At 36.8% G+C, this 22746-nt stretch carries 23 protein-coding genes and 4 pseudogenes; 12 read left to right on the forward strand and 15 right to left on the reverse strand.

Annotation, left to right across the window (positions count from 1 at the left end):
* A pseudogene (locus tag J7R10_RS09850) lies at window positions 1-157 on the forward strand (late control protein); the annotation flags it as partial.
* 68 nt (window positions 158-225) lie between these two features.
* Here the strand turns inward: J7R10_RS09850 and J7R10_RS02825 are convergent.
* From J7R10_RS02825 to J7R10_RS02840, 4 genes are read right to left on the reverse strand one after another with little or no spacing between them, the layout of a single operon-like run.
* On the reverse strand, window positions 226-537 hold the full coding sequence (locus J7R10_RS02825) for a helix-turn-helix domain-containing transcriptional regulator (RefSeq protein ID WP_010705376.1): 312 nt from the start codon (window positions 535-537) through the stop codon (window positions 226-228).
* 12 nt (window positions 538-549) lie between these two features.
* Window positions 550-873 carry a type II toxin-antitoxin system RelE/ParE family toxin gene (locus J7R10_RS02830; RefSeq protein ID WP_010705377.1) on the reverse strand — a complete coding sequence of 108 codons (324 nt, stop codon included), beginning with the start codon at window positions 871-873 and terminating at the stop codon, window positions 550-552.
* Between the two features lie 45 nt (window positions 874-918).
* A complete protein-coding gene (locus J7R10_RS02835) occupies window positions 919-1239 on the reverse strand; it encodes an addiction module antidote protein (RefSeq protein ID WP_010705378.1) in 321 nt (106 codons plus the stop codon).
* A complete protein-coding gene (locus J7R10_RS02840) occupies window positions 1226-1528 on the reverse strand; it encodes a type II toxin-antitoxin system RelE/ParE family toxin (RefSeq protein ID WP_026501394.1) in 303 nt (100 codons plus the stop codon). Before J7R10_RS02840 ends, J7R10_RS02835 begins: the two co-directional genes overlap by 14 nt.
* A 160-nt stretch (window positions 1529-1688) precedes the next feature.
* Between J7R10_RS02840 and J7R10_RS02845 the strand changes: the two genes are divergently transcribed.
* From J7R10_RS02845 to J7R10_RS02855, 4 genes and pseudogenes are all read left to right on the forward strand, one after another.
* Window positions 1689-2351, forward strand: a complete 663-nt coding sequence (locus J7R10_RS02845) for a lysozyme (protein ID WP_010705380.1) — start codon at window positions 1689-1691, stop codon at window positions 2349-2351.
* Window positions 2348-2574: pseudogene (locus J7R10_RS02850) on the forward strand (hypothetical protein). Before J7R10_RS02845 ends, J7R10_RS02850 begins: the two are co-directional and overlap by 4 nt.
* Window positions 2507-2725 carry a hypothetical protein gene (locus J7R10_RS09855; protein WP_081601361.1) on the forward strand — a complete coding sequence of 73 codons (219 nt, stop codon included), beginning with the start codon at window positions 2507-2509 and terminating at the stop codon, window positions 2723-2725. The pseudogene J7R10_RS02850 and the gene J7R10_RS09855 overlap by 68 nt, the downstream one beginning before the upstream one ends.
* Window positions 2706-2924, forward strand: a complete 219-nt coding sequence (locus tag J7R10_RS02855) for a hypothetical protein (RefSeq protein WP_010705382.1) — start codon at window positions 2706-2708, stop codon at window positions 2922-2924. The genes J7R10_RS09855 and J7R10_RS02855 overlap by 20 nt, the downstream gene beginning before the upstream one ends.
* 53 nt (window positions 2925-2977) lie before the next feature.
* Here J7R10_RS02855 and J7R10_RS02860 read toward each other — a convergent pair whose 3' ends face one another.
* From J7R10_RS02860 to J7R10_RS02870, 3 genes are read right to left on the reverse strand one after another with little or no spacing between them, the layout of a single operon-like run.
* A complete protein-coding gene (locus tag J7R10_RS02860; RefSeq protein ID WP_010705383.1) occupies window positions 2978-3256 on the reverse strand; it encodes a hypothetical protein in 279 nt (92 codons plus the stop codon).
* The gene (locus J7R10_RS02865) at window positions 3253-4014 is read right to left on the reverse strand and encodes a phage antirepressor KilAC domain-containing protein (RefSeq protein ID WP_010705384.1); all 762 of its coding nucleotides are present in this window, start codon (window positions 4012-4014) and stop codon (window positions 3253-3255) included. The genes J7R10_RS02860 and J7R10_RS02865 overlap by 4 nt, the downstream gene beginning before the upstream one ends.
* Window positions 4007-4210: an Arc family DNA-binding protein gene (locus tag J7R10_RS02870; RefSeq protein ID WP_004859798.1), complete on the reverse strand. Its 204-nt coding sequence runs from the start codon at window positions 4208-4210 to the stop codon at window positions 4007-4009. Before J7R10_RS02870 ends, J7R10_RS02865 begins: the two co-directional genes overlap by 8 nt.
* A 75-nt stretch (window positions 4211-4285) precedes the next feature.
* Between J7R10_RS02870 and J7R10_RS02875 the strand changes: the two genes are divergently transcribed.
* Window positions 4286-4510 (forward strand): Arc family DNA-binding protein, encoded by a 225-nt coding sequence (locus J7R10_RS02875; RefSeq protein ID WP_004859800.1) that lies wholly within the window; start codon window positions 4286-4288, stop codon window positions 4508-4510.
* 15 nt (window positions 4511-4525) lie between these two features.
* Here the strand turns inward: J7R10_RS02875 and J7R10_RS02880 are convergent.
* The 4 genes and pseudogenes from J7R10_RS02880 to J7R10_RS09860 all read right to left on the reverse strand — a co-directional run.
* Window positions 4526-4993: pseudogene (locus J7R10_RS02880) on the reverse strand (antA/AntB antirepressor family protein); the annotation flags it as partial.
* Window positions 4994-5316: 323 nt separating this feature from the next.
* The gene (locus J7R10_RS02885; protein WP_010705386.1) at window positions 5317-6423 is read right to left on the reverse strand and encodes a tyrosine-type recombinase/integrase; all 1107 of its coding nucleotides are present in this window, start codon (window positions 6421-6423) and stop codon (window positions 5317-5319) included.
* Between the two features lie 174 nt (window positions 6424-6597).
* A pseudogene (locus J7R10_RS02890) lies at window positions 6598-6853 on the reverse strand (late control protein); the annotation flags it as partial.
* 651 nt (window positions 6854-7504) lie between these two features.
* Window positions 7505-7906, reverse strand: coding sequence for an MFS transporter (locus tag J7R10_RS09860; RefSeq protein WP_010705387.1), 402 nt, complete (start codon window positions 7904-7906; stop codon window positions 7505-7507).
* A 569-nt stretch (window positions 7907-8475) separates the two neighbouring features.
* On the opposite strand from J7R10_RS09860, the gene J7R10_RS02900 reads away from it, so the two are divergent.
* The 4 genes from J7R10_RS02900 (at window position 8476) to parE (ending at window position 13005) form a co-directional block, all read left to right on the forward strand.
* Entirely contained in the window at window positions 8476-9120 is a 645-nt protein-coding gene (locus J7R10_RS02900) for a LemA family protein (protein WP_010705388.1), read from the forward strand.
* Window positions 9120-9971 carry a TPM domain-containing protein gene (locus J7R10_RS02905; protein WP_010705389.1) on the forward strand — a complete coding sequence of 284 codons (852 nt, stop codon included), beginning with the start codon at window positions 9120-9122 and terminating at the stop codon, window positions 9969-9971. Before J7R10_RS02900 ends, J7R10_RS02905 begins: the two co-directional genes overlap by 1 nt.
* 149 nt (window positions 9972-10120) lie before the next feature.
* Entirely contained in the window at window positions 10121-10858 is a 738-nt protein-coding gene (lipB, locus tag J7R10_RS02910; protein WP_010705390.1) for a lipoyl(octanoyl) transferase LipB, read from the forward strand.
* A gap of 80 nt (window positions 10859-10938) precedes the next feature.
* Window positions 10939-13005, forward strand: a complete 2067-nt coding sequence (parE, locus tag J7R10_RS02915) for a DNA topoisomerase IV subunit B (RefSeq protein WP_010705391.1) — start codon at window positions 10939-10941, stop codon at window positions 13003-13005.
* 20 nt (window positions 13006-13025) lie between these two features.
* Here parE and recJ read toward each other — a convergent pair whose 3' ends face one another.
* Window positions 13026-14810, reverse strand: a complete 1785-nt coding sequence (recJ, locus tag J7R10_RS02920; protein WP_010705392.1) for a single-stranded-DNA-specific exonuclease RecJ — start codon at window positions 14808-14810, stop codon at window positions 13026-13028.
* A gap of 294 nt (window positions 14811-15104) precedes the next feature.
* On the opposite strand from recJ, the gene rplM reads away from it, so the two are divergent.
* The gene (gene rplM / locus J7R10_RS02925; protein ID WP_004861744.1) at window positions 15105-15569 is read left to right on the forward strand and encodes a 50S ribosomal protein L13; all 465 of its coding nucleotides are present in this window, start codon (window positions 15105-15107) and stop codon (window positions 15567-15569) included.
* Between the two features lie 2 nt (window positions 15570-15571).
* Window positions 15572-16057, forward strand: a complete 486-nt coding sequence (rpsI, locus tag J7R10_RS02930) for a 30S ribosomal protein S9 (protein ID WP_010705393.1) — start codon at window positions 15572-15574, stop codon at window positions 16055-16057.
* Window positions 16058-16372: 315 nt separating this feature from the next.
* Here the strand turns inward: rpsI and J7R10_RS02935 are convergent, their stop codons facing one another.
* The 3 genes from J7R10_RS02935 to J7R10_RS02945 form a co-directional block, all read right to left on the reverse strand.
* Complete coding sequence (locus J7R10_RS02935; protein ID WP_010705394.1) at window positions 16373-16738, reverse strand: response regulator; 366 nt, start codon at window positions 16736-16738, stop codon at window positions 16373-16375.
* A 1842-nt stretch (window positions 16739-18580) separates the two neighbouring features.
* Window positions 18581-18739, reverse strand: coding sequence for a hypothetical protein (locus tag J7R10_RS02940; protein ID WP_155806762.1), 159 nt, complete (start codon window positions 18737-18739; stop codon window positions 18581-18583).
* A 798-nt stretch (window positions 18740-19537) separates the two neighbouring features.
* On the reverse strand, window positions 19538-22246 hold the full coding sequence (locus tag J7R10_RS02945; RefSeq protein ID WP_010705395.1) for an autotransporter outer membrane beta-barrel domain-containing protein: 2709 nt from the start codon (window positions 22244-22246) through the stop codon (window positions 19538-19540).
* Window positions 22247-22746: the final 500 nt, after the last annotated feature.

The following is a 22746-nucleotide window of genomic DNA, read 5'->3' on the forward strand; positions in this document are numbered from 1 at the left end:
AATAGAGTGTGAACTTTTTGACAAAGCACAAGAAGATGCGGCTGGAAACGTTGCAAACACAACACCAGACAAGGATGATACCCTTGATCCAAACGCTCCACAAAATGCATGCGATGAAGGTGAAGGCATCATCCATATGGATGAGGAGGATACATAATAAACTACCATGTTTTGCTGTAAAACACTATTGTTTAAGAAGACGATGAATACACCCAATACTAAAGATTAAACATGTGGAACTGGTTGTTCAAGAGGCTGTACAGCTAAGCGAAATCCCATGGTACGCAGCAAAGCATTCAAGCTGCGAAACTCTGGATTGCCTTTTTCTGAAAGTGTACGGTAAAGTTGTGTGGGATTCAGGTTGGCTGCTTTAGCTACAGCCTGAACACCACCATAAGCTTTGGCCATTTGGCGAAGTGTTACAAGCAATTCACCCTGATCACCATCTGCTAGAATTGCATCAAGGGTAGCTGCTGCTATTTTAGGGTCATCATAGAATATTTCCGCCATTGCATCATCATGGTTACGGTCTTTCATTTTTGCACTCCTTTAATCTTCACGGTTTTGCCAATCACGCCAGCAAGCACATGCACGAACGATATCAGTCTCTTGTGTTTTTTTGCTACCCCCGCATAATAGCAACAATACGGTCTTTCCAGATTGTGCATAATAAACTCGGTAGCCAGGACCAATATTAATACGCAGTTCATGAACACCATCACGAAGCGGCTTGAAATCGCCAAAGTTTCCTTGCTCTAAGCGATTAAGGCGGCGAATAATAGCAGTTTTAGCCTGCACATCACGCAGCTTTCGCAGCCAATCAGCTATCAAGTCTTTGCCATCAGAGGTAAGGTAGTGACGTATTTCAAACATGATGCATATTCGTTTATAAACGAATATTTGTCAAGAGGGAGAAGGTCAAGATGCTTCTTCTAAAGCCGCTTGTTCCTTACAATTATTTTGGATAGGCGCTAAACTAATCTGCAAATTTAAAGCACTCAAAACACTGAGAAAAGTAGAAAGCCGTGGGTCGCCTTTATCACTTAAAGAACGATAGAGAGACTCTCTTGATAGCCCTGTATTTTGGGCGATTTTACTCATTCCTTGGTTTTTCGCTATTATACCAAGAGCATGGGCAAGATACTTACTATCTTTGCTTTCAAGAGCATCTTCTAAAAGAATCCTTTGTGTCTCAGGTGTCTTGAAATATTCACTTGTGTCAAATTTAGTAATTTCCATGTTTCATTTCCTTTACTAATTGAAGAGCTTTTTCGATATGCCTCTGTTGTGTAGATTTATCACCCGCATTTAATAACAAAATGATTTGTTTACCTTGTTTTACAAAATAGATTCTATAGCCAGGACCATGATGTATTTTTAACTCTCCAATTCCACGGAAAAATTTTACATTTCCAAGAAATCCCGTTTCTATTCTTGCAATCCGTGTAACAACATGTGCTTGCGCAATTTCATCTTTTAAAGAATCTAGCCATTTCATAAAGTATTTTGTTTTGTGTACTGTAAACATTTGTAACTTATAAGATACAGAATAGACAATGTCAAATACATTCTTTTGTTCCAGTGAAAAAGCTACAGAGGTTTTAACAAACCATCCTTTCGAATGAGAAAGATGTCAATTTTTTAATCCAGCTCTGCTTTGTGCGGAGCTTTTTTTATGGGAGAAATTTATGAGAAAAATATCATCAGAAGGATTAGCACTTATTAAACAATGGGAAGGTTTGCGTTTAAATGCCTATAAAGATGCCATTGGGGTGTGGACAATTGGTTATGGACATACAAACACCGCCGGAAAACCTTTTATTTACGAAGGCATGACAATCAGTGAAACACAAGCAGAAGAACTTCTTTGCCAAGATTTAAGACAATTTGAGATTGCTGTTGAACGCGCTGTTAGCGTTTCCTTAACGGATGAACAATTCGCAGCATTAGTGTCCTTTTGTTATAATGTAGGAACAAGAGCCTTTTGCAATTCGACACTGTTAAAAAAGCTCAATCAAGGTGAATATGAAGCAGTGCCAGCCGAACTACAGAAATGGACAAAAGCGGGTGGAAAACGTTTACGAGGTCTTGTACATCGACGTGCAGCAGAAGCAGGGCTATGGGCAAAAGGGGCTTATGTTTCCTCCAATTATCAAACAGTAGAAACACAAGAGCCAACAGGGCTTTTCAAAGCAGAAGCCCTTGCACCGATTATTGGTTCTTTCTCAGGTCTTGGAGGTTTTTTAGCAGGCAATGGTCCCATCCAATGGGCTCTCGCAGCCATTATGGTTTTAGCAGCCTGTACGGGACTTTTCTTTGTCGCCAAACGTTTTCAGGAACACCGCCTATGATTTTATGGATGAAAAGAAATCTGATGCTAACTGGTGCGGCTTTAGCCGCTTTTTTTATGATTTTAGCAAGAGCTTTTACCCTTGGAAAAAGGTTGAACAGCAAAAGCAAATAGAAAATGCGCTAAAGACAGCAAAAACACGGCTCGAGGTGGAAAATGAAATTAATCAGAAAAGTGATGCTGATGTACGCGCTGCTCTCTCTGACTGGTTGCGCGACAAATAAAGTCGCTTCTTCTTGTGTTGGTTGGTTACCAATTTACTTAAGCCAGCAAGATTTAAACGCCATCAGTTCAAACTTAGCAAGAGAGATCTTAAAGCATAATAAGCAGGGCGAACGCATGTGTGGATGGAAACATGGCCAGAAGAAAAACTGAAAAACATATCGAGCTTACAGAAGCAGAAAAGGAAATGCTTCAGGAAATGATACTCACCTATCAAAGTGTGAAAATGATGTCTCGCTTGATGAAGTGGATAGCGTTTTTTCTCTTTTTGCTTATCCTTGATTTTGCTCGTCTTATGGATGCGATAGACAACGTCTTTGCACATTTAAAACAGTGGCTAAGCAAAAACTGAAAACTTTATCCCCTCCCCATTTTTGAGACGGGGAGAAGAGTTTTGTTTTTTACTTAAGCAACCTTTTTAATGGGATTCTCCAAATTTGGTTCATAAGTTCGCAATAAAGAATCCATTCTATGCGGTAGCTCTGAAGCTCCAAAATCTGTCAGAATTGCTAAAATCTTTGTAATATTCGGCACGTCATCTTGAAGCTTTAAAACTAGAGCATCTACGACAGATTCCATAACCTCAACCATTGCATTACAATCTTCATCTCCAATGCCTCGATGGTTAGAAAGCTTAAACAATGCCATCCACAAATCGCATAAGAAGTCTACACTGCACTTCATTGCACACCTCCATGGATCTGTTCTCTCAAACAAGCCAATCCTCTGGATGTGATTTTTGTTGAAGGCAGCACCTTTTCTGTACCATCAGGTCTTTGAATGGTAATAGCAGGACAGTCCATAAATCCTTTCTTGATCTTATCTTGATAGGGTAACAATGGAGTCCCCGGAGCCCGTCGATACACCCAATCATGTTTACGCAAATAATCAGTTAAATCCTTTGGTCGTACCTCTAACATTTTTGCTGCTTCAATCAACCCAAACAGCCCATCAGAGCGTTTTAAGCCTTCAAGTGCTTTTGCCTTTGGTTCTAATTTAGCAATGATATTGTCTTTCCGCTCGTTTTCATCTTTTAAATGCGTTAAGACACCAAGCATTACTGCTGGACTGGAGTAGTCGATCGATTGAACATAGGATTGCTTTATCTCGCCCCTACGCCATGCAACAAATAACTTAATAAGCATATAACGGACTTGAGAAGATTTTTCTGTATTCGATAATGTCGCAATCAATAACGCCTGCTCTTCGTTAAGCCAATATTCTGTTACGTTATTGCCCTTTATTACGTGCGCCACAGTGGCGCACCTCCCAAACCGTTCTATTTCTTGCATATTTCTTGTAATTAATTTTCTAACGTCACGTGTACGAACAAACCCTAATTTTTCTGCTAAGTCCACATCGCGAACACGAGGCTCGTTTTCGACTTCTCGTAATTTGATTAATTTGTCTTTATTGATAGGTAAGTATGTGCTATTATTCATTGTAATTGACCTCTTTCAGGTTAGTTAGATGTAAAGCGTTAGAGAGAGTTTTTGCGGACTTATGCTCTAGCGCTTTTTCTTTTTTGAGAATGTTAATTATTTCAGATGAAAGAGAGCGATCATTCTCAGTCGCCCGATTAAACAACCACTCCTTTAATGTATGTGGCATATTTATTTTATATTGGATCGTTTTCATTTTACCTCCATATGCACATATTTAGTACCATAAAGGTACCTTGTGTCAAGTGTATTTTAGGTATATTTTAGGTGCATGACAAAAAAAGATCGTGTGCAATTTAAATTTCTCATTCCAATTGAACTGAAAAATCAATTGGAAGAGCTTGCTGAAGCAAATCATCGTAGCCTTACGGGTGAAATTCTTGCTCGTTTAGAAGATTCTGTCCGCACTACCGTTACATTAAATCACCTACTGGCAATGAATTCAGAAGATCTCAAAAAGCTCCTTGAACAACCACTCGTGAATAAAAAACAATAAGATGCCACACATAGCCCCCTCAGAGCGTGTTAAACCTTCCAAAGCTTTTGCTTTTGGTGCTAATTCTGCAATGGTGTTATCCTTTTGCTCTATTTGATTTTGTAGATGATTTAAAACACCAAGTAGTGCTTCGGGTTTAGAGTAATCAACTTGTGGTGTTGTTACTTGCTTCAAAAGTTGTTCACATTTGATAAAGTATTGACGTGCTTCATGCCCTTTATCATTACGCTCAATCATAGAAAGATGTTTAGCCATGTCTAATGTAATGTGGTATTCTATGCTTGGGCGCCCACCTTTTTCTAAATTTTTAGAAAAACCTATAAAGTCTTGATTTTCTCGAAAGTTACATTCTTTAATGCGATATTTAATCCAATCTGCAAACTTTGATGTAATTCCTAAAAACGCATGCAAATCACGAGCATTGACGGTTTGAACAGTTTCCTGATCAATAATCCGTTCTCTAATTTCTATAAGAGTGTTCATGTGAACTCCTTATCGTTAGATGTTTTTCATTGACACTCTAAAGAGAGTGCCGGGCGCTGAAAAACACGGCGATAAGTCCGTCGTTACACTTTTCCCGCAAAGGTATTGTATAGTGTAACCACACCCGACAAAATCACTATATGCTACAAAGCACGTGATGAGTCAAAGTTTTTAAATTTCGGCGGGAAGAGATTATTTCGGTAATCTATCCGCTTATCGTTCGGTGTTTTTCAGGCACCTGATTCGACAATAGACACATTGATGCCATAGTGTCAAGCCTCTCCTGATATAAAGCTAGCCCATTGCTCCAAAAGAACACGGCGCTATTCCAAAAAATCCGTCCGCATGTAAGCCTTTGTCACTGAATTCCCAACTGAATGCGCAAGAACAGATTCCGCAATTTCAAATGGTGTTGACGTTGTTTCTGCTATCCAATCCCGTAAGCTTGAACGAAAACCATGTGGACGATAGGCTAAGCCGCAAAGTGTCATATATTTTGCCATGGTCGCATCAGAAATTGGCTTGCCGGTAAGACCAGAAAAGAGAAAACCTTTTTTCTCAAAAGGGAGAGATCTTTCAATCACTTTCAAAGCTTCATGACTTAATGGCACGCGAAAATCTGAAACTTTTCCCACAATACCTTTCATATTTTCTTTTGGTATTGTCCATATATTTTTGTCAATTTGTTCAAGACGCAAATAGCGCAATGGATATGATCGTGCTCCAGTCAAAATCAGTAACTTCAGTGCTAAATTTGAAAGGATATCATCCTTTAAGTTTTGATAAAAAGCCGGCACTTCTTGCCATGGCATAGCAGAAATATTTGTTGCTGTCGCACGTGGTTTTCCTAAAAGTGCGCGTGCCTTCATACAAGCTTGTAGATCAACATCCAAACCAAGAGCCGCAGCATATTTCAAACAAATATTGATACGATTAAGTGCTTTTCGCGCTGTATCTGCTTTTTCATGCCAAAGAGGTGCGAGAACATTACGAATGATATTGGCTGTTAATTTTTCTATAGATAATTTGCCTATGTGTGGAATGACGTGCAACTCGAGTGGAGAAAACCAGCGGCCGTTTTTGCCTTCATTTTTCAACTCTGCTTTTTTGCTTTCAAAAGCTGCTTGCGCAATTTCTTGAAAAATATTGCTTTGCTGTTTCAAAATAGTCTGTTCTCTAAAGACAATAGGATCATTGCCTTCTTTAAGAATATCACTATAATACCTAGCAAGCTCGCGTGCTTCTTTTAAAGAAAGTTTCGTAACAGGACCAAGTCCCATTTCACGACGCTTATTGTGGTGCGTATAGCGAAAAAACCAAGAGCGCGTATTGTCTTTTCGGACATTTAACCATAGCCCTGCCCCGTCACAATATTTACCCTGAGGAGAAGTCTTTACGAATGATGCTGATAACCGATGAATCGCTCTCACTTAATACCCCCTCTCGTCCACCTTTTTGGGTCCACCTTTTAGACCACCTTTAATTTTTGATTTGAGATTTTTTCTTTAATACTTAATTTTTTTATTGGATCATAAAAAACTACAGACATCAATACGCTCTTGCACACATTTATATAATTTGATTCTTGCTAATAAAGCCTGCTCTGCCGGCATGCGGTCTGCAAGGCGGGTTAAAAAATCAACAGCCGATTGATCTGTACGAATCATATAAGGTAAAGTTTTGTGCGTGAATTCTGGACTGACCTTTGCTTGATAACCATGGCGTTTAGCGAGGGTTTCAACAATCTCACCAACGGTTTTATGATCAAAATGTTCACTGCTTTTTGAGTTCTTTACGCATCGAGGCGCTTTTGCCACAAAGGTGCACAATCTTTCCCTCACTGTCTCCCGAACTGACAACAAAACATCCCCCTCTGAAACCACATGAAATATTCGTTATAATGATAAATGAATATTCTCACTGAGATTTTTTGAGAGTTCCTTCTAAAAAACACACTGCAAACAAATAAACAGATAAATAAATACCCAAAATATAAAACTAATGACAAAAAGCCAAATATATTTACCATATACGCACTAATGTAAAAAAATGCCAAGAGACTAAGCCTTCCAACAGTTGATAAGAAAGATTCATATGTGGCCCTGAGATTATCGCTAATGCTATCGTGCAGGACAACTTCTATACGAAGGGATGTGTACTTAATTAAATAAAAAATCATACAGACTAAAAGAACAGCAATAAAACAAAATTCATCCTCTCACTCAGTTTTGTAAAGAGAAAACTCGCCAATAGCTGAGAGAACAATATAAGAGAAAAATAAAAACATAGAGAGATATAAGCAACTTTAACAAAAAAGATAGCATCTCTCTTGCGTCAGAAATTAAAGAATGGGCTTTTCTTAACTTTTGCTCTCCTTTGAGATCATCTAAAAAAAATAACCCAAATATTGTTGTTATCATCATTAAAAATGCAGAGATATACCATATATACTGACGAAAGTAATCGGCAAAATATGCACCTATCAAACTAAATATAAACATGCCAATGTAATTATATTGAGAGCTTGAACCAAGTACTTTTTTTAGTAGAGGTAAGTTTTGTTTTCGCATATTGAACCAGTAAAGCATTATAGGCACCAGCAATCAATGTAAGTGATAATGCATTAAAAAACTCTGCCAATAGAAAACCACTAAAGCTTGTAGAAACTCCCATGAGAAATAGCCATGTGGCTGCAAAAACCGCCGATAAAATGATAGATAATTTATAACTTTTTCTATCTACAAAATATCCAAGAGAAATATCTGTCATCATCATAATAAAAGCTTGAAATGACTTAATGATACCTATATCGATAAGAGTTACCCATTTTCCAAACATATAAAATACAATAAAGGCGCCTATTAAAATCCTTATACCGTTAAATAGAAATCCAAACGCTAATATATTCGTCATTTATTCCCCAATAACGCCGATAAAGTAATCAATACATTACTTTAATATAAAAATTTATCTTTTATTACAAATATGGCAACAGCCGCTATACTGATCTCCAATCCTATCAATTTGATATCCGGAAAAATGCCGGAAAAATGAATGAATAATGTCCTTGCCCATAATTTGACATTCATCACAATCCGTTAATTATTATGAATACCACATAAAAAGCATGGAAAATCCAATTCTAAGCCTTCATCAGCTTGTCCGTATAAATCTAGATAAACAGTATGCAATTCATCGCCAACGATTTCTTACAAAAAAGATTTTCAGAAGCTTCTCGCTGCATTCTCCTTATCACCTCGCACCATTGTCATGCGAACATTGCATCAAAGAAAGGATGTGGAGATCAAATAATATACTTGATTGAGAGATACCAAAATCTACAACGCATAGCTTAAAAGTATAAGAAAACATCACTTGTAAATGCTCAATTTCTGAAGAATGTCTTTTTATGAAATGAAAAATACTTTTCTCAAAAAAGATATATCCTATATACACATAAAATAAACTGTGGAGATATTTTTATGTTAAATTTACAAACTGCTTCAATGATACCGAATTATTCTATGGTTAAAATGTTAAGACGATTTTCAATCGCTCTTTTTTTAGTATTTTTAATACCATTTTTAAGTGGCTGTGGATTTAATACGATACCAACAAATGAAGAAAAAGCACATGCGGCATGGAGTGAAGTTCTGAACCAGTACCAGCGTCGTGCAGATCTTATTCCTAATCTTGTAGAAACTGTCAAAGCTTATGCAGCTCATGAACAAGCTGTTTTTACAAATGTTATTGAAGCTCGTGCCAAAGCAACGCAAGTAAATATTAATGCCGATATGTTAAATAACCCAGAACTCATGAAGCAATATCTCGACAATCAAGCAAATTTATCAAGCGCACTGTCACGTCTTATGGCTGTTGTCGAAAACTATCCTGATCTTAAAGCAAATCAGAACTTTCTTGCTCTGCAATCGCAATTAGAAGGAACTGAAAATCGGATTTCTGTTGCACGCCGTGATTATATCGAAACCGTACGTGCCTACAATACTGCTCTCAAAACAATGCCAACACTAATTTGGGCAAAACTATGGTTTCGTGATGCTAAGCCCATGCCAACATTTACGATTGACACCAATAGCCAACAAGCACCAAAGGTCCATTTTAATTAATGAAATCGTTTCGACATTCTATGCAACGCAGTGTTTTTCTAAGCTTACAGGCTTTTTTGAGCGCTCTATGTTTGCTTGTTGCATTGGGATGTGTCACTTACGCGCAAACCAAGTTTCCTCCTTTAACTGGCTATGTTAACGACGTGGCCCATTTGCTTGATAATACAACAAAGCAAAATCTCACAGAGAAACTAACCGAACTCGAAGAGAAAACTGGAGATCAAATTGTTATTGTCACTCTCCCTACCCTTTCAGGGCATGATATAGAGACATATAGCAATTCTCTTTTCCGCACATGGAGATTAGGTCAACAACAGCTCAATAACGGTGTATTGCTTGTCATTGCACCGAACGAGCGCGAAGTGCGTATTGAAGTAGGATATGGTTTGGAAGGAGAGCTAACAGATGCGATTTCTTCAGTTATCATTAATACTTTTATTCTTCCCAATTTTCGTAAAGGAAATTATCAAAAAGGTGTAATTGAAGCAGTTCACGCAATTATCAACGTTATTACAGAAAGCAATTCTGAATTTTCTTTTAGAATCAGAGAAAAGGCTAAAATTGTTGAAGCACAACGTAAACAAGCTGAAAAAGAACAAATGATCATCAACACAATTATAGTTTTAGTCTTTTTGATAATATTTGGTCTGCCCATTCTTGCAATGATTTTTGGAAAAAAAGTAGGCCCACAGAAATATCTCTGGATGGGTATCATCTTCACACCTTGGTTTCTTAACTTAAGAGCGGGTGGCAGATATCATAGTGGAAGATTTGGTGATCCTTCAGGTGGAGGAGGTTTCAGAGGCGGAGGTGGCTCATCAGGCGGTGGTGGTGCAACAGGAAGATGGTAAAATGTGTATAGATTTGTGGACATAATAATTTTTTTTAAAATAAAATCTATTATTCTATTATCTTAATTTTAATAAATAACTTCACATCTTTCTCTGTAATTCTTTTTCTGATCACCATACGAACTCCAATACCAGCGTAGATATTGCTCATGGCATATGAATTGAAACATACTAACCGTAATCACTTACCACACCATTTTAAAACAATCGCCGGAAATCCACCAGTGGAATGGAAAATAAGTCATAAATTGGTCGAATATCCTGAAGCACTGCGCTATATGCAAGAGCGTGTAGAAAACATTCTTGCAAAAAACGCGCATGAACAAGTCTGGCTTCTTGAACATCCTTCCCTTTATACAGCTGGTACAAGTGCAAATAAAAAAGATCTTTTAGCACCTCACTCATTTCCTGTTTATGAGGCAGGACGTGGCGGGGAATTTACATACCACGGTCCAGGACAACGTATTGCCTATATTATGCTTGATCTGAAACGCCGCAAACAAGATATCCGTGCTTTTATTAGTGCATTAGAAGAATGGATCATACAAACCCTTGCAAAATTTAATATTAAAGGTGAACGTCGTGAAGAGCGCGTTGGCGTCTGGGTTCAACGGTCCAATTGCCCATCAACACAAAACAACCTCTCTTCAGAAGATAAAATTGCAGCAATTGGCATTCGAGTACGCAAATGGGTAAGCTTTCATGGAGTTGCCATCAATGTAAATCCTAATTTAGCGCATTATTCAGGGATTGTTCCATGTGGAATCACAAAGCACGGTGTCACCAGTTTTCTTGATCTAGGTTTCCCTGTCACAATGCATGATCTTGATATTGCTCTGAAACAAACATTTGAACAAATTTTTGGTCCAACAATTGATGTTTCCTAAGTGCATTGATTTTTAAATAAAAAACAGGCATAAAATTTATCTAATAAAGATTTATTTGATGAGGTGGATAATCAAACGGCATGAGCGATAACAGTAAGGATCTTTTCAGTATTTTAAATAATGCCGAATCTCGGGTAAATACAAAAGAAAAAAATCTGCCATTCCCTGTGAACTCAGAAGCAATGAATTCGAAAAAAAACACGAAAGAAACGCAAGAAGATAACTATAATGCTCTCTCTATTCGCGTTCTTGAAGGCTTAGAGCCTGTACGTTTACGCCCTGGAATGTATATTGGTGGAACTGATAGCAAAGCGCTGCATCATTTATTTGCCGAAATCATTGACAATGCTATGGATGAAGCCGTTGCTGGTTATGCAGACTTCATTGATATATCGTTAGATAAAAATGGTTATTTAACGGTTACAGATAATGGGCGCGGTATTCCTGTCGAAAATCATCCTCAAATGCCGAACAAATCTACTCTTGAAGTCATCATGACACAACTCCATTCAGGTGGAAAATTCGATGGAAAAGCCTATCAAACTGCTGGTGGGCTACATGGAGTAGGAATTTCTGTCGTCAATGCTCTTTCTGATGATATGGAAGTCGAAGTAGCACGAGATCGAAAACTTTATCGACAACGTTTCTCACGTGGTATTCCTCAGTCTGAATTGGAAAATTTGGGTGATGTTTATAATCGTCGTGGCACACGCGTTCGTTTCCACCCTGATAGTAAAATTTTTGGTGAAAAAGCAGCTTTTGATCCAGAAAAAATTTATAAGATGGCACGCTCCAAGGCCTATCTTTTTGGCGGCGTAAAAATTCGATGGAATTGTGATCCTATCATCCTTGAAGGCACAAAAAATATTCCTGAAAAAGCTGTTTTCTATTTCCCCGATGGACTTAAAGACTATTTGCTCTCATCATTGAAAGATGAATATCGGGTAACATCAGAAATTTTTTCTGGCAAAACAAAACAATGTAATGGCCATGGCTCTGTTGAATGGGCTATTGCTTGGCATGGGGGCGATGCCTGTGTACAGTCTTACTGTAATACCATTCCTACTGGAGAAGGCGGAACACATGAAATAGGACTACGGCAAGCTCTTTTGCGCGGATTGAAATCTTATGGTGAGTTAATAGGAAATAAACGCGCTGCTATCATCACCTCTGATGATGTCATGATTTCAACAGCTGCAATACTTTCCGTTTTCATCAGAAATCCTGAATTTGTTGGACAAACCAAAGATCGATTAGCGACAATTGAAGCACAACGTATTGTTGAAAATGCAATACGCGATCCTTTCGATCATTGGTTAACAAATTCTCCACAAGAATCAACAAAACTTCTTGATTGGGTTATTGAACGTGCTGAAGAACGCGTAAGACGGCGCCAAGATAGAGAAATAAATCGTAAAACTGCTGTTCGTAAATTACGTCTGCCCGGCAAACTCGCAGATTGTAGCCAAAACAGTGCTTCTGGTGCTGAATTATTCATTGTTGAAGGTGATTCAGCTGGTGGTTCCGCTAAACAAGCACGCAACAGAGCAAACCAAGCAATTTTACCTCTTCGTGGAAAAATCTTAAATGTAGCCAGTGCAGCACATGAAAAAATGAACTCAAGCCAAACAATTAGTGACCTTATACTTGCCCTTGGATGTGGAACACGCTCTAAATATCGTGAAAAAGATCTCAGATATGAACGTATTATTATTATGACGGATGCAGATGTCGATGGTGCTCATATTGCCTCACTCCTCATTACCTTCTTTTTTCAAGAGATGCCCGATCTTATTCGTCAAGGACATTTATACCTCGCCGTGCCTCCCCTTTACCGAATATCGCAAGGAGGAAAAGTCGTCTATGCACGTGACGATACCCATAAAGATGAATTACTTAAGAGTGAATTCACTGGAAAAGCTAAAATCGAAATTGGGCGTTTTAAAGGGCTTGGTGAAATGCGTGCTGAACAACTTAAAGAAACGACTATGCATCCTCAAAAACGTACACTGTTACGCGTTTCTATTGATGCAATGGAAATGAAAGAAACTAAAGATACCGTAGAAAGCCTCATGGGAACAAAACCAGAAGCGCGGTTTCGTTTTATCCAAAAAAATTCTACTTTTGCCTCCAATCTAGACATTTAATTTTTCAAAAAATATTCTTCTCAAACCACTGCTGCTGCGTCAATTACACGCAGTTGTGGAGTAATCATTCCATTCCAATAATTCAAACTCAGATTACCGGCCAAATGGATCATTTCACCAATATTTCCAGAAAGAAAATGACCAAGCGATGTCCCCACAGCACGAAAAGCTATTCCTTGCAGTTTTTTTCCTTCAATATTAGAGACAACAAGGCGCAAATGCCCTTTACCAACCTCACACAGATTAATTAACCGATGAGAAGGAAGAACAAAAACAGGCGTAGCATTTCCTGAACCAAATGGCCCTGCTTTTTCGATCATCTCAAAAAGCGCTTGATTAGCACCAGAAGCAGAGAGGCAACCATCTATCCTCAGAGACTTTTCAGCACGTAACTGCGAAACCATTAAAGAGACTTTTTCTTCTAACCATTCTCGAAAAACTTCAATTTTTATCGCTTGGATTGTGATCCCTGCTGCCATACTATGCCCTCCCCCTTTTTCTAACAAATTTAATGTCACAGCCTCACGAACAAGTGCACCTAAATCTATGCCGTTAATGGAACGTCCAGATCCTACACCGCTTCCATCTTCTTTCAAAGCGATTGCAAAAACAGGACAAAAAAAACGCTCTTTTAAGCGAGATGCAAGAATTCCAATAATTCCCGGATGCCATTCTGCATGAGCAATCACAAGGGATAGTGGTGTTTCTCGATTTTGATAAAGGGAATCAATATAAGATTCTGCTTGCGTTAATTGAATCGCCTCCATTTCTTGGCGTTCTTGATTAAGCTGATCCAATTGCTCTGCTATTCTGTCGGCTTCATCTTTATCCTCACAGCTAAGCAAACGTGCTCCCAAAGCTTGATCGCCAATACGCCCTCCCGCATTAATTCTAGGACCTAACAAAAAACCTAAATGAAAACTATTAAGTGGCTCGCCAATACGTGCAACCTTTGTTAAAGCTACCATTCCGTGATTATGCATGGAACGCGCAACTTGGAGTCCTTTAACCACAAAAGCACGATTAACACCTTGTAGAGGCACAACATCACAGATGGTTGCCAATGCAACAAGATCAAGCATACTAAGAAGGTCAGGAAGTGTCCCTTCAAACCTCTTGTTTTTCAATAAATGATTAACCCATGCTAACGTAACAAAAACAACGCCAGCAGCACATAAATGCCCTTGTCCAGAAAAATCATCAGGGCGATTAGGATTGACAAGGGCAACAGCTTCTTGATGGACCTCCGACATTTGATGATGGTCTAAAACGACCACATCGGCACCTGCAAGCCTTCCTGCTTTTACTGCATCTGGGCTGTTTGCCCCACAATCAACTGTAATAATTAAACGGATCCCTTCTTGCACGAGCATCTTCATTGCTTGTTCATTAGGACCATATCCTTCAACAATACGATCAGGAATATAAATTGTTACTTCAGCACCAAAATGGCGAAGAAAGCGTACTACGAGTGCTGATGAACAAGCACCATCAACGTCATAATCCCCAAAAACTGCAACTTTCTCTTTATTCAAAATAGCCTTCACAATGCGCTCTGCTGCGCATGGCATATCCGCAAAACTTTCTGGATCAGGCATGAGCGTGCGCAATGTTGGATTGATAAAAGCAACCGCTTCAGATTCATCGACATCTCTTGCCGAGAGAACACGAGCTAACGCATCTGGAAAACCAAATTTTTGAGAAATAGCACGTGCATTGTTCATCCCTTGAACATCAAGAGCATCTAACCACGCCTGACCACAGGCAGAAGATTCAACATTGAGAAAATAACGGGACCGCTGCATTACTATCTATTCTATAATGGAAGCTCATAAAATACAATCGAGAGTTAAAAATCAAACACTCTTTCACAACATCCATTCAGCTTAAAATATGCATCAGTACTTTCTGGTGCATAGTATTATAATACCTCAATTATAACGCACTGTTTTATAAGTTTTTATTTTCTCTTGACGTAAATCAAAAGACATTATATCAGAGCGAACAGTACGCGTTAAATATTTCGCTATGATAACAATTTTCAACGCAAAACAACAAAAACGCCCTCATATTAAAGGGTCTCAGTAAAGGATACTTCTATGGCAACTTTTTCACAAAAGCCAACTGAAGTGGTGAAAAAATGGGTTATTATTGATGCAGAGAACCTTGTTTTAGGTCGTCTTGCTACATTTGTTGCTAACCGCTTACGGGGCAAACATAAAGCTACATTTACTCCACATGTTGATGACGGTGACAATGTTATTGTGATCAATGCAGACAAAATATCTCTCACCGGCAAGAAATATACAGATAAAAAATATTATTGGCATACCGGCTATATTGGTGGAATCAAAGAACGTACAGCACGTCAGATTCTTGAGGGCCGTTTTCCTGAACGTGTTGTTGAAAAAGCTGTGGAGCGCATGATTCCTCGTGGACCACTTGGTCGTCGCCAATTGAAGAATCTACGTGTTTATGCTGGGAGCCAACACCCGCATGCAGCACAACAGCCCGAAGCTCTTGACGTTGGTGCTTTAAACCGCAAAAACAAAAGGATTGCTTGATTATGGCTGAAATTAATTCTCTCTCTGAGCTTAGTGTTGTAACAAATATTACGGAAGTTCATGAAAATTCTGCCCCTGTCCATGTGCAAAAACTTGATTCACAAGGACGTGCCTATGCAACAGGAAAACGTAAAGATGCCGTTGCTCGCGTGTGGATCAAACCTGGCTCTGGAAAAATTACCATTAACAATAAGGAATTTGATCAATATTTTGCTCGTCCTGTTTTAAGAATGATTCTTCGTCAGCCAATCGTTGCAACAAACAGGGATACGCAATTTGATATTGTTGCAACTGTTGCAGGTGGGGGACTTTCTGGACAAGCCGGTGCAGTACGCCATGGTATTTCTAAAGCTCTAACTTATTACGAGCCAGAACTTCGCACAATTTTGAAAAAGGGAGGCTTTCTAACCCGTGATAGCCGTGTTGTTGAGCGTAAAAAATACGGTAAAGCGAAAGCGCGTCGTTCTTTCCAATTTTCAAAGCGCTAATTTCAATTTTTATGCAATCTGTAAAGCCCCGTTTGACGGGGCTTTTTTTGCTTACCAAAGCAGATTTTTTAAAGAGAACGTAGCAATCAATTTATATCTGTTAGGAAAAAATAAAAATATAAAATGACAATTTTTTCGATAAGAACTAAGAGGAAATTGTTCTAAAAAGCTTTGTATCCTCAATTTCAATTTTTAGAATCTGTACTTTACTCATTCAGAGATATCCATGCGCTTGTTCAAAAAGAACTCTGCAATATCACTTTAGTTATATCAGGCGCTTTTCAATATCTTTTTCCATCATCATTTAACAAAGTTTCAGTCCAAGAAGTGCTTTACCATTGTGATAAAATGAGAAACAGAAATAGGCTTCGACATATATTTTTCACATCCACTTGCACGAATTCGTTCTTCATCCCCTTTCATAGCAAAAGCGGTTACCGCAACAACGGGGATAGATCTAAGTTCCTCATCCTTTTTTAATCGTTTAATAACGTCAATTCCCGATACCTCCGGTAACTGGATGTCTACAAGGATAAGGGAAGGCATTGATGAACGCGCTAAATCCAATGCGATAAGACCATTACGCGTTTCAACTGTTTCATAGCCACTCGCCTCTACAAGATCACGGAATAACTTCATATTCAGTTCATTATCTTCCACGATCATAACTTTTTTTGACATTGGTATAATTCCACCCTTTTTAGATAAAATAGAGACTAATACACCTCATCTATAAGCTTAAGATAAAATGATAAAAAAAATTGTAAACCAGAAAGAAACGAAATAATTGCCAATAAAAGCATTTTTTCGCACATATTTGTAATGCTAAGCGTGATGCTTCTTCAATTCATAAGAAGGAAGCCTATAATATCCCTCAGATTTTATTGTTACATATTTTTTAAATTGGCATTATTTTTTCAATTAACCAAAGCTATAAATATCAAAATCAACACATAAACCTTTTTTAGAAAAGATCTCAAACACGCAAATAAGTTCAAATAACAGCTTTTAAAAAGAAAAATTTAAATGATGTTGAACCGCATAGACTGCTTGGTCTGTAAGCAAACAGAGTTTTCTCTATTAAATGAGAGCACTATTATAATATTTTGTTATTTTAGACATTTTTATTATATATTAATACAGCGGTTCAATAACAAATCAGATAAAGCGTATTGATAGATTTTAAACGAGATTTTGAACGGATCATACAATGCAATTAATGCATTTTTAAATGCAAAAGCGGTAGAAACAGTGGAAAGTAAAAAAATCTCATTATAAATGCTTACTTTTTTCTTAGCACTTAGTCTTTTCTTTTATTATTTTGCAAAAGTTTTTTGTCCAAAGATATGAACTGTATGCAAAAAAATCTCGCTCTTTTTTTTATCTCTACATCATCAATCGCATTAGACTTATGACCAATAAGAAATAACATCCGTATAGCCATTAGGTTTATTGTACAACATCAGATTAAAGCATCATTTTTGTTTATTAAAAGGGAGGATATGAAGCTTTATTTGCTCTTTGCCCAGTTAGCCAAAATCAAAAAATAAGCTTATTACGGTTTTAATAATAATATAAGTAAATTATAATAAATTATAAAATATAATAATAATTAATGTAATAAAAGAGGTTATGGACATAATTATAAAAAATAACTTTACTAGTGATAATAACTTTTTATTAGTTTATTTTTTACTGTAACCTTTGGATTCATAATACAAAACAATTGAGAATATAACAGTAATTACAATTATGATTGAATGCAACACTTCTACAATAAAATTAATAAAGTTCATCCATATCAACAATGCCCAATATAACAATTAAAAACTAAAATATACAGATATTTCAATAATATTCACCAATAGTACCCACTTGCCTGATATGAAGCTTTAATTATCCACTGTGTAGAGTTGAAAAAGTAGAAATACTGTTTACGTTTATAAAAAAATATTTAGTTATTTATTAAATAATAAAGTCAAAAATATATTATAAAATACATAATAATTATAATTGATCATAATTTTATAGATTGACTCTAAGTAGGGAAATTTATTTTATAAAAATATATAATTAAAAGTACAAAAATATTTGTTGCAAATAATGCATTTTTAATAGTAAAAATGATTTCAATCATAATAAATCATATTTTATATAGTATTTATTTATATATAAATTATTTAAATAAATGATCAATTAAATAAAAATTAATATAATAAAATAATATAAAAAATAAATCATTAATAATAGTTAAATTAACCATAATAAATAAAATTTCCAAATTAAAACAGGATATTATAAATTAATGTATTTTTACTGAAAGCTATTTCTATAAAAATATGTAGACATATTTATTAATAATATGTCTAACATAACATTACTATAACTTTAGAGATATATTGCTAAATATTTCATAAATTATCTTAGACAAATATAAGCATGATGCGTGGCTTCTATAGATCCCCCCACTAAACCGCCGTAGAAAGAGCCATCCGCAGCAGAAGACATGATAAGCGGTGCAGCTCAACCATCTGTTGCAACTGTCCCAGCTGCTCCCACTGCTGCTGCTGCTCCTACTGCTCCAACAGACGCCCCTAACGCTGCACCTGTTTCTCCTGTTGATTTTATTTCCTCCCAATAACTCGAAGGACTACAATCACGCGATGCGTTTGAACTACCCATTTTATTCTCCTCTTAATTACAAAAAACGTATTATTATGATACGGATAATTTACTATCATGCATTATAGATCAATTTCAAATACATTTTTTATAAATAACAATAATAGTTCTATAAAAATAATAAATACATTATATTATTAATAATAAAATACAAATTATATATTTTAATTAAATAATAATACTATTTACAATACTGTCAAATATAAAATATTAATTAGAGCTTTCTCTTAATATAATCATAAAAGCAAATGAATCATTCATCAGAAAGGTTAATATCTTTCTCTTGATTAATAAAAAACATCAAGAAATATATTCACACCGTCATCTAACTCAGTATTGTTGCTATTGTCATGCACATACTGGTTATTTCTTTTATTTTTCAGATGATTATCGATCCTACCTCACTATATCAATGCGTTGTCTGATAAAGATAATCATTGTTTTGCATATTAAAATGAGAATCCTCAATATAGTAGGATTCTTTCATTTTCCCCTTTTATAATCAATCAAAAAAACATTCGCTTGTATATTACATGCATAATCTGTGTAAGGAATAAAATTCCTCTCATAAATCGTCTCAATGCAAGGATTATCACAACATCTTGTCATGCAGAAATCCTCTATACTATCTGTTAGCCCCGATGATTCTGCATTTTGTGTTGCATAATTCTTAGGCATTATGTCAGGAACTTCAAACGCTTATTCTACTACACTTTATGCATTTTATACTTAACGATTCTACGGAAGAATAAAAATACCATACGCTATAATCTTAGTTATGATTTTTCAAAGAATTGATTAAAAGCGATAGCGCAATCCACCAGAAAAACGAATTCCAGAAAAACCAGCCTTTGTAAGCTTATGCTGATAGATCAGATCACTGTGAAGTGTAATCTTTGAAGAGAGTTGCGAATGAATACCAAATCCCGTTTCTAAAGAAGAACCGAAAGCACCCAACTGAAAAGCATCTTTAAAATGCACAAATTGTTTTTTTTCAAAACTATGTGCAAAATGAAGCTTTCCATAGAAAGAAATGCTGCGATCCTCTTTAGAGGTTGCAAGTGTTTTGGTTAAACGACCACCAACAAGCATCATCCATTGAATAGATTTTCCTATCTCAATATCAAAGTTATCAACATCATGGATATTATCAAACCGGAGATATTGATAAATAAGCTGAACCTGCGGATCAAAAACAAGATCTTTATACCCTGCCATAAATGTCTTACCCGCAGACAAAGAAACATTCAGAGGATTTCCTTTTAATGTTGCCGTCTTGCCCCTTGTAGAGGTGAGAACATCACCTTTAAATAGACCATAGGATAAAAGTCCATCCACATAAAAACCAGCATCATGTTCCACGCTACCATACGCTGTTATTAACCATTTATGAAAGAGACTTTTTTGACTTTGTTCAACATCCCGAGGGCACAAAGACATTTTCCCATAAGTCCCCATAATTCCAAAAGACGTTATAGTATATGTATGCTCAATTGGTTTCAATGAAATACCCGCTTCTATGGTATGATAATCAAGATCACCTCCATAGCCATATTCAAGCGTAGAAAGATCCGAGATATAGTGATAACTTCCACCATAACCACGAACCGATAAAGCAAAAGCCTTATCACTTTCTAACAGCCCATTAGAAGAAGATCGCATAATCTTCAATCGCTTGTTTTGGTTGCTAATATCCATCAATCCAGTATGAAATAAGGCATTCGGCAAGAGAAGATATGTTGAAACTTGCGGAACAACATCTCTTACTTTTGACGCAAAATGAGGTTGAATGTATTTCGCTTCGAGGCGAAAATCCCAAAAATCTGCATCACCTTTAACTAATCTTTGAGCAGTACGTGCATTCCCAAGAGAAGAACTTGGACCATACGCATGGAGATAGTATTGGTAAGGTAAACCTCCCCATGTGATATAAGGGCTACTGAGCTGAAAAGAATCCTCTTCTGCTTTTCCAGAAACTTGAATCAATGAAATACTGTGCGTATTTTTATTGTCTGCTGCTTTCCCTTGATTTCCTAAAATAAACTGCACATGGACTGTCGTTTTTCCAGAAACATCACCATGAATTAAAAGCCTGTCAGTCTTCTGATCATTGAGTGAACCATCACTATTGAGAGATGTATTAAGATAAAGATGTGCATTTCCCTGTGCACTGTAAGCTTCCTCCTCTCCATTTCCAATACGAAGTGTCTGATACTCTTCGGCTATTGGAGTCTCGAAAGCAATAATACTATCAGAAAGTTTTACAAACGAAAGAGAGGAAATGACACGGTCCGAGTCCTGCAAATTTATCGTTTTTCTCTTCGTTAACAACCATTTTGAATCCCCTGTCAAATAAAGCTCAGCAGTAGAATCATCGGCAACGCGGGTCCCCCCTATCAGTGAAGAAGATTCAACCAACACCGCCATAGAAGATCCGTTTTCAGCTGTTAACAATAAATCTCCAGAGATCCTTGTACCTTCTGTGACGCCAATATAACCACTACTCTTATGACTATGAATAGCCGTACCATCTGGAACCTCAAAAGTCGTCTTTTTTAAAAAGACAATTCCTTGTTGGTAGCCATTGTCTCCTTTGTCCATATCAAAATGCATACCATGCTTGTTACCTGTCAGAGTAATTTTTGAATCCTCAAACTTAACCCGAGAAACTAAAAGAGGCCCTTCCTCTCCAGCATTTGACCGCGCGCTAACATCTAATCCAATCCACAAACCACGAACATCGGTAGCAACAACATTGCTATTCTTTAGAGAAAGAGAACCGTTCTGATTTACATTGAAAACTGCATAAGCAATGCTATCTTCTTCATTTATTTTACTATCTTTTGAAGTAATGGTAACACCATCTAAAGTTACACGCCCCCTTATTCCTACATAAGCCGCAGCAACATCTGTCACATCAATTGCTCCACCCGACATCTTAATACTAGCATCAACACCACTGAAAAGAGCAGCTTTTGGGTCTCTATCCTGACCTTCGACTTTAATTTTTGTATCCGTTAAACTAACAGAAGCCCCTTGTTTGTCGGCGTGAACACCTAGTTGAGTAACCTCTACCGATCCACGACTGATCTCAATCGTTCCACTCTCAGCCTTGAGTCCTGTAGAAAAACCCTTTAAAGTTGAATCGCTCAAAACAACCTTTCCACTTTGTGAGGCAACCACACCATAGGTATCTTCTATATCATTGGTAGCTTCAACTGTCACATACATTGCCTGAATAAGCGTATTTTGTTGCTGTGCAACTATGGCAGCAGAGGATAGAAAAGAATTATCATCCTTTTTTTCAGAGGGGATCATAAACTGATATGTTTTATCAGCAATTATATGCTCTGTACCATCACTACATCTATAAGGTAATTTGCTCTCACTACACGAAAGTGAGATAGACGGAGAACGTGCCTCAACATTTTCTATGTTTGATAAAAAAGAAAAAATAGTCCCTATAAAGACACATGAATATAAACGATTTTTAGATACTTTGATCATCATTCTTTTTCAAACTTTCTTTCTTCTCAACAAAAACAAAAATGCAAGCAAAAAAAATATTTACAACTTACCTCACTACGTATATTACGTATAATACGTTTCGCATTTTATGTAAAGTTAGAATAAAAAAAGTCATCGTTACTCATATTGATGAACAATAACAAAAATCAGCAGGAAAATAGCCTTCATAAGCTTATAATGATAAAAACTACGCACAAGATAAAATAACACGCGTTTCTTCGTTAGGTCTTTTTGTTAGCAAGTGAAAATCTAAAAAATGCCCATACGCAATCTGTATAGCTCATTTTAATCTCCAAGCCTTTATATCTTAGAATAAAGCCGTTTTAAATTTTGTAATTTATACTGGAATCCTGCTTTACTCATGCATTCATAAACTAAAACATGTTCATGCACACGTAAGCGCATATCTTCAAAAAAAGCTAGAGTGATGTCCAGCCACATTTAAAAACTGCTTTTAATGATGAACTTATCAACACTTA

It is taken from the genome of Bartonella vinsonii subsp. berkhoffii ATCC 51672 (assembly GCF_902825225.1).
Taxonomy (GTDB): domain Bacteria; phylum Pseudomonadota; class Alphaproteobacteria; order Rhizobiales; family Rhizobiaceae; genus Bartonella; species Bartonella berkhoffii.

Bases quoted from the DNA above. Each gene is read 5' to 3' on its own strand.
- J7R10_RS02860 (WP_010705383.1), bottom strand. From the start codon at position 3,256: ATGAAGTGCAGTGTAGACTTCTTATGCGATTTGTGGATGGCATTGTTT.
- J7R10_RS09860 (WP_010705387.1), bottom strand. From the start codon at position 7,906: ATGACGAATATATTAGCGTTTGGATTTCTATTTAACGGTATAAGGATT.
- lipB (WP_010705390.1), top strand. From the start codon at position 10,121: ATGGCATATGAATTGAAACATACTAACCGTAATCACTTACCACACCAT.
- rplM (WP_004861744.1), top strand. From the start codon at position 15,105: ATGGCAACTTTTTCACAAAAGCCAACTGAAGTGGTGAAAAAATGGGTT.
- J7R10_RS02945 (WP_010705395.1), bottom strand. From the start codon at position 22,246: ATGATCAAAGTATCTAAAAATCGTTTATATTCATGTGTCTTTATAGGG.
- J7R10_RS02935 (WP_010705394.1), bottom strand. From the start codon at position 16,738: ATGTCAAAAAAAGTTATGATCGTGGAAGATAATGAACTGAATATGAAG.
- J7R10_RS02845 (WP_010705380.1), top strand. From the start codon at position 1,689: ATGAGAAAAATATCATCAGAAGGATTAGCACTTATTAAACAATGGGAA.
- J7R10_RS02865 (WP_010705384.1), bottom strand. From the start codon at position 4,014: ATGAATAATAGCACATACTTACCTATCAATAAAGACAAATTAATCAAA.
- J7R10_RS02900 (WP_010705388.1), top strand. From the start codon at position 8,476: ATGTTAAATTTACAAACTGCTTCAATGATACCGAATTATTCTATGGTT.
- J7R10_RS09855 (WP_081601361.1), top strand. From the start codon at position 2,507: ATGAAATTAATCAGAAAAGTGATGCTGATGTACGCGCTGCTCTCTCTG.
- parE (WP_010705391.1), top strand. From the start codon at position 10,939: ATGAGCGATAACAGTAAGGATCTTTTCAGTATTTTAAATAATGCCGAA.
- J7R10_RS02855 (WP_010705382.1), top strand. From the start codon at position 2,706: ATGGCCAGAAGAAAAACTGAAAAACATATCGAGCTTACAGAAGCAGAA.
- J7R10_RS02875 (WP_004859800.1), top strand. From the start codon at position 4,286: ATGACAAAAAAAGATCGTGTGCAATTTAAATTTCTCATTCCAATTGAA.
- J7R10_RS02870 (WP_004859798.1), bottom strand. From the start codon at position 4,210: ATGAAAACGATCCAATATAAAATAAATATGCCACATACATTAAAGGAG.
- J7R10_RS02830 (WP_010705377.1), bottom strand. From the start codon at position 873: ATGTTTGAAATACGTCACTACCTTACCTCTGATGGCAAAGACTTGATA.
- J7R10_RS02905 (WP_010705389.1), top strand. From the start codon at position 9,120: ATGAAATCGTTTCGACATTCTATGCAACGCAGTGTTTTTCTAAGCTTA.
- rpsI (WP_010705393.1), top strand. From the start codon at position 15,572: ATGGCTGAAATTAATTCTCTCTCTGAGCTTAGTGTTGTAACAAATATT.
- J7R10_RS02835 (WP_010705378.1), bottom strand. From the start codon at position 1,239: ATGGAAATTACTAAATTTGACACAAGTGAATATTTCAAGACACCTGAG.
- J7R10_RS02825 (WP_010705376.1), bottom strand. From the start codon at position 537: ATGAAAGACCGTAACCATGATGATGCAATGGCGGAAATATTCTATGAT.
- recJ (WP_010705392.1), bottom strand. From the start codon at position 14,810: ATGCAGCGGTCCCGTTATTTTCTCAATGTTGAATCTTCTGCCTGTGGT.
- J7R10_RS02940 (WP_155806762.1), bottom strand. From the start codon at position 18,739: ATGGGTAGTTCAAACGCATCGCGTGATTGTAGTCCTTCGAGTTATTGG.
- J7R10_RS02840 (WP_026501394.1), bottom strand. From the start codon at position 1,528: ATGTTTACAGTACACAAAACAAAATACTTTATGAAATGGCTAGATTCT.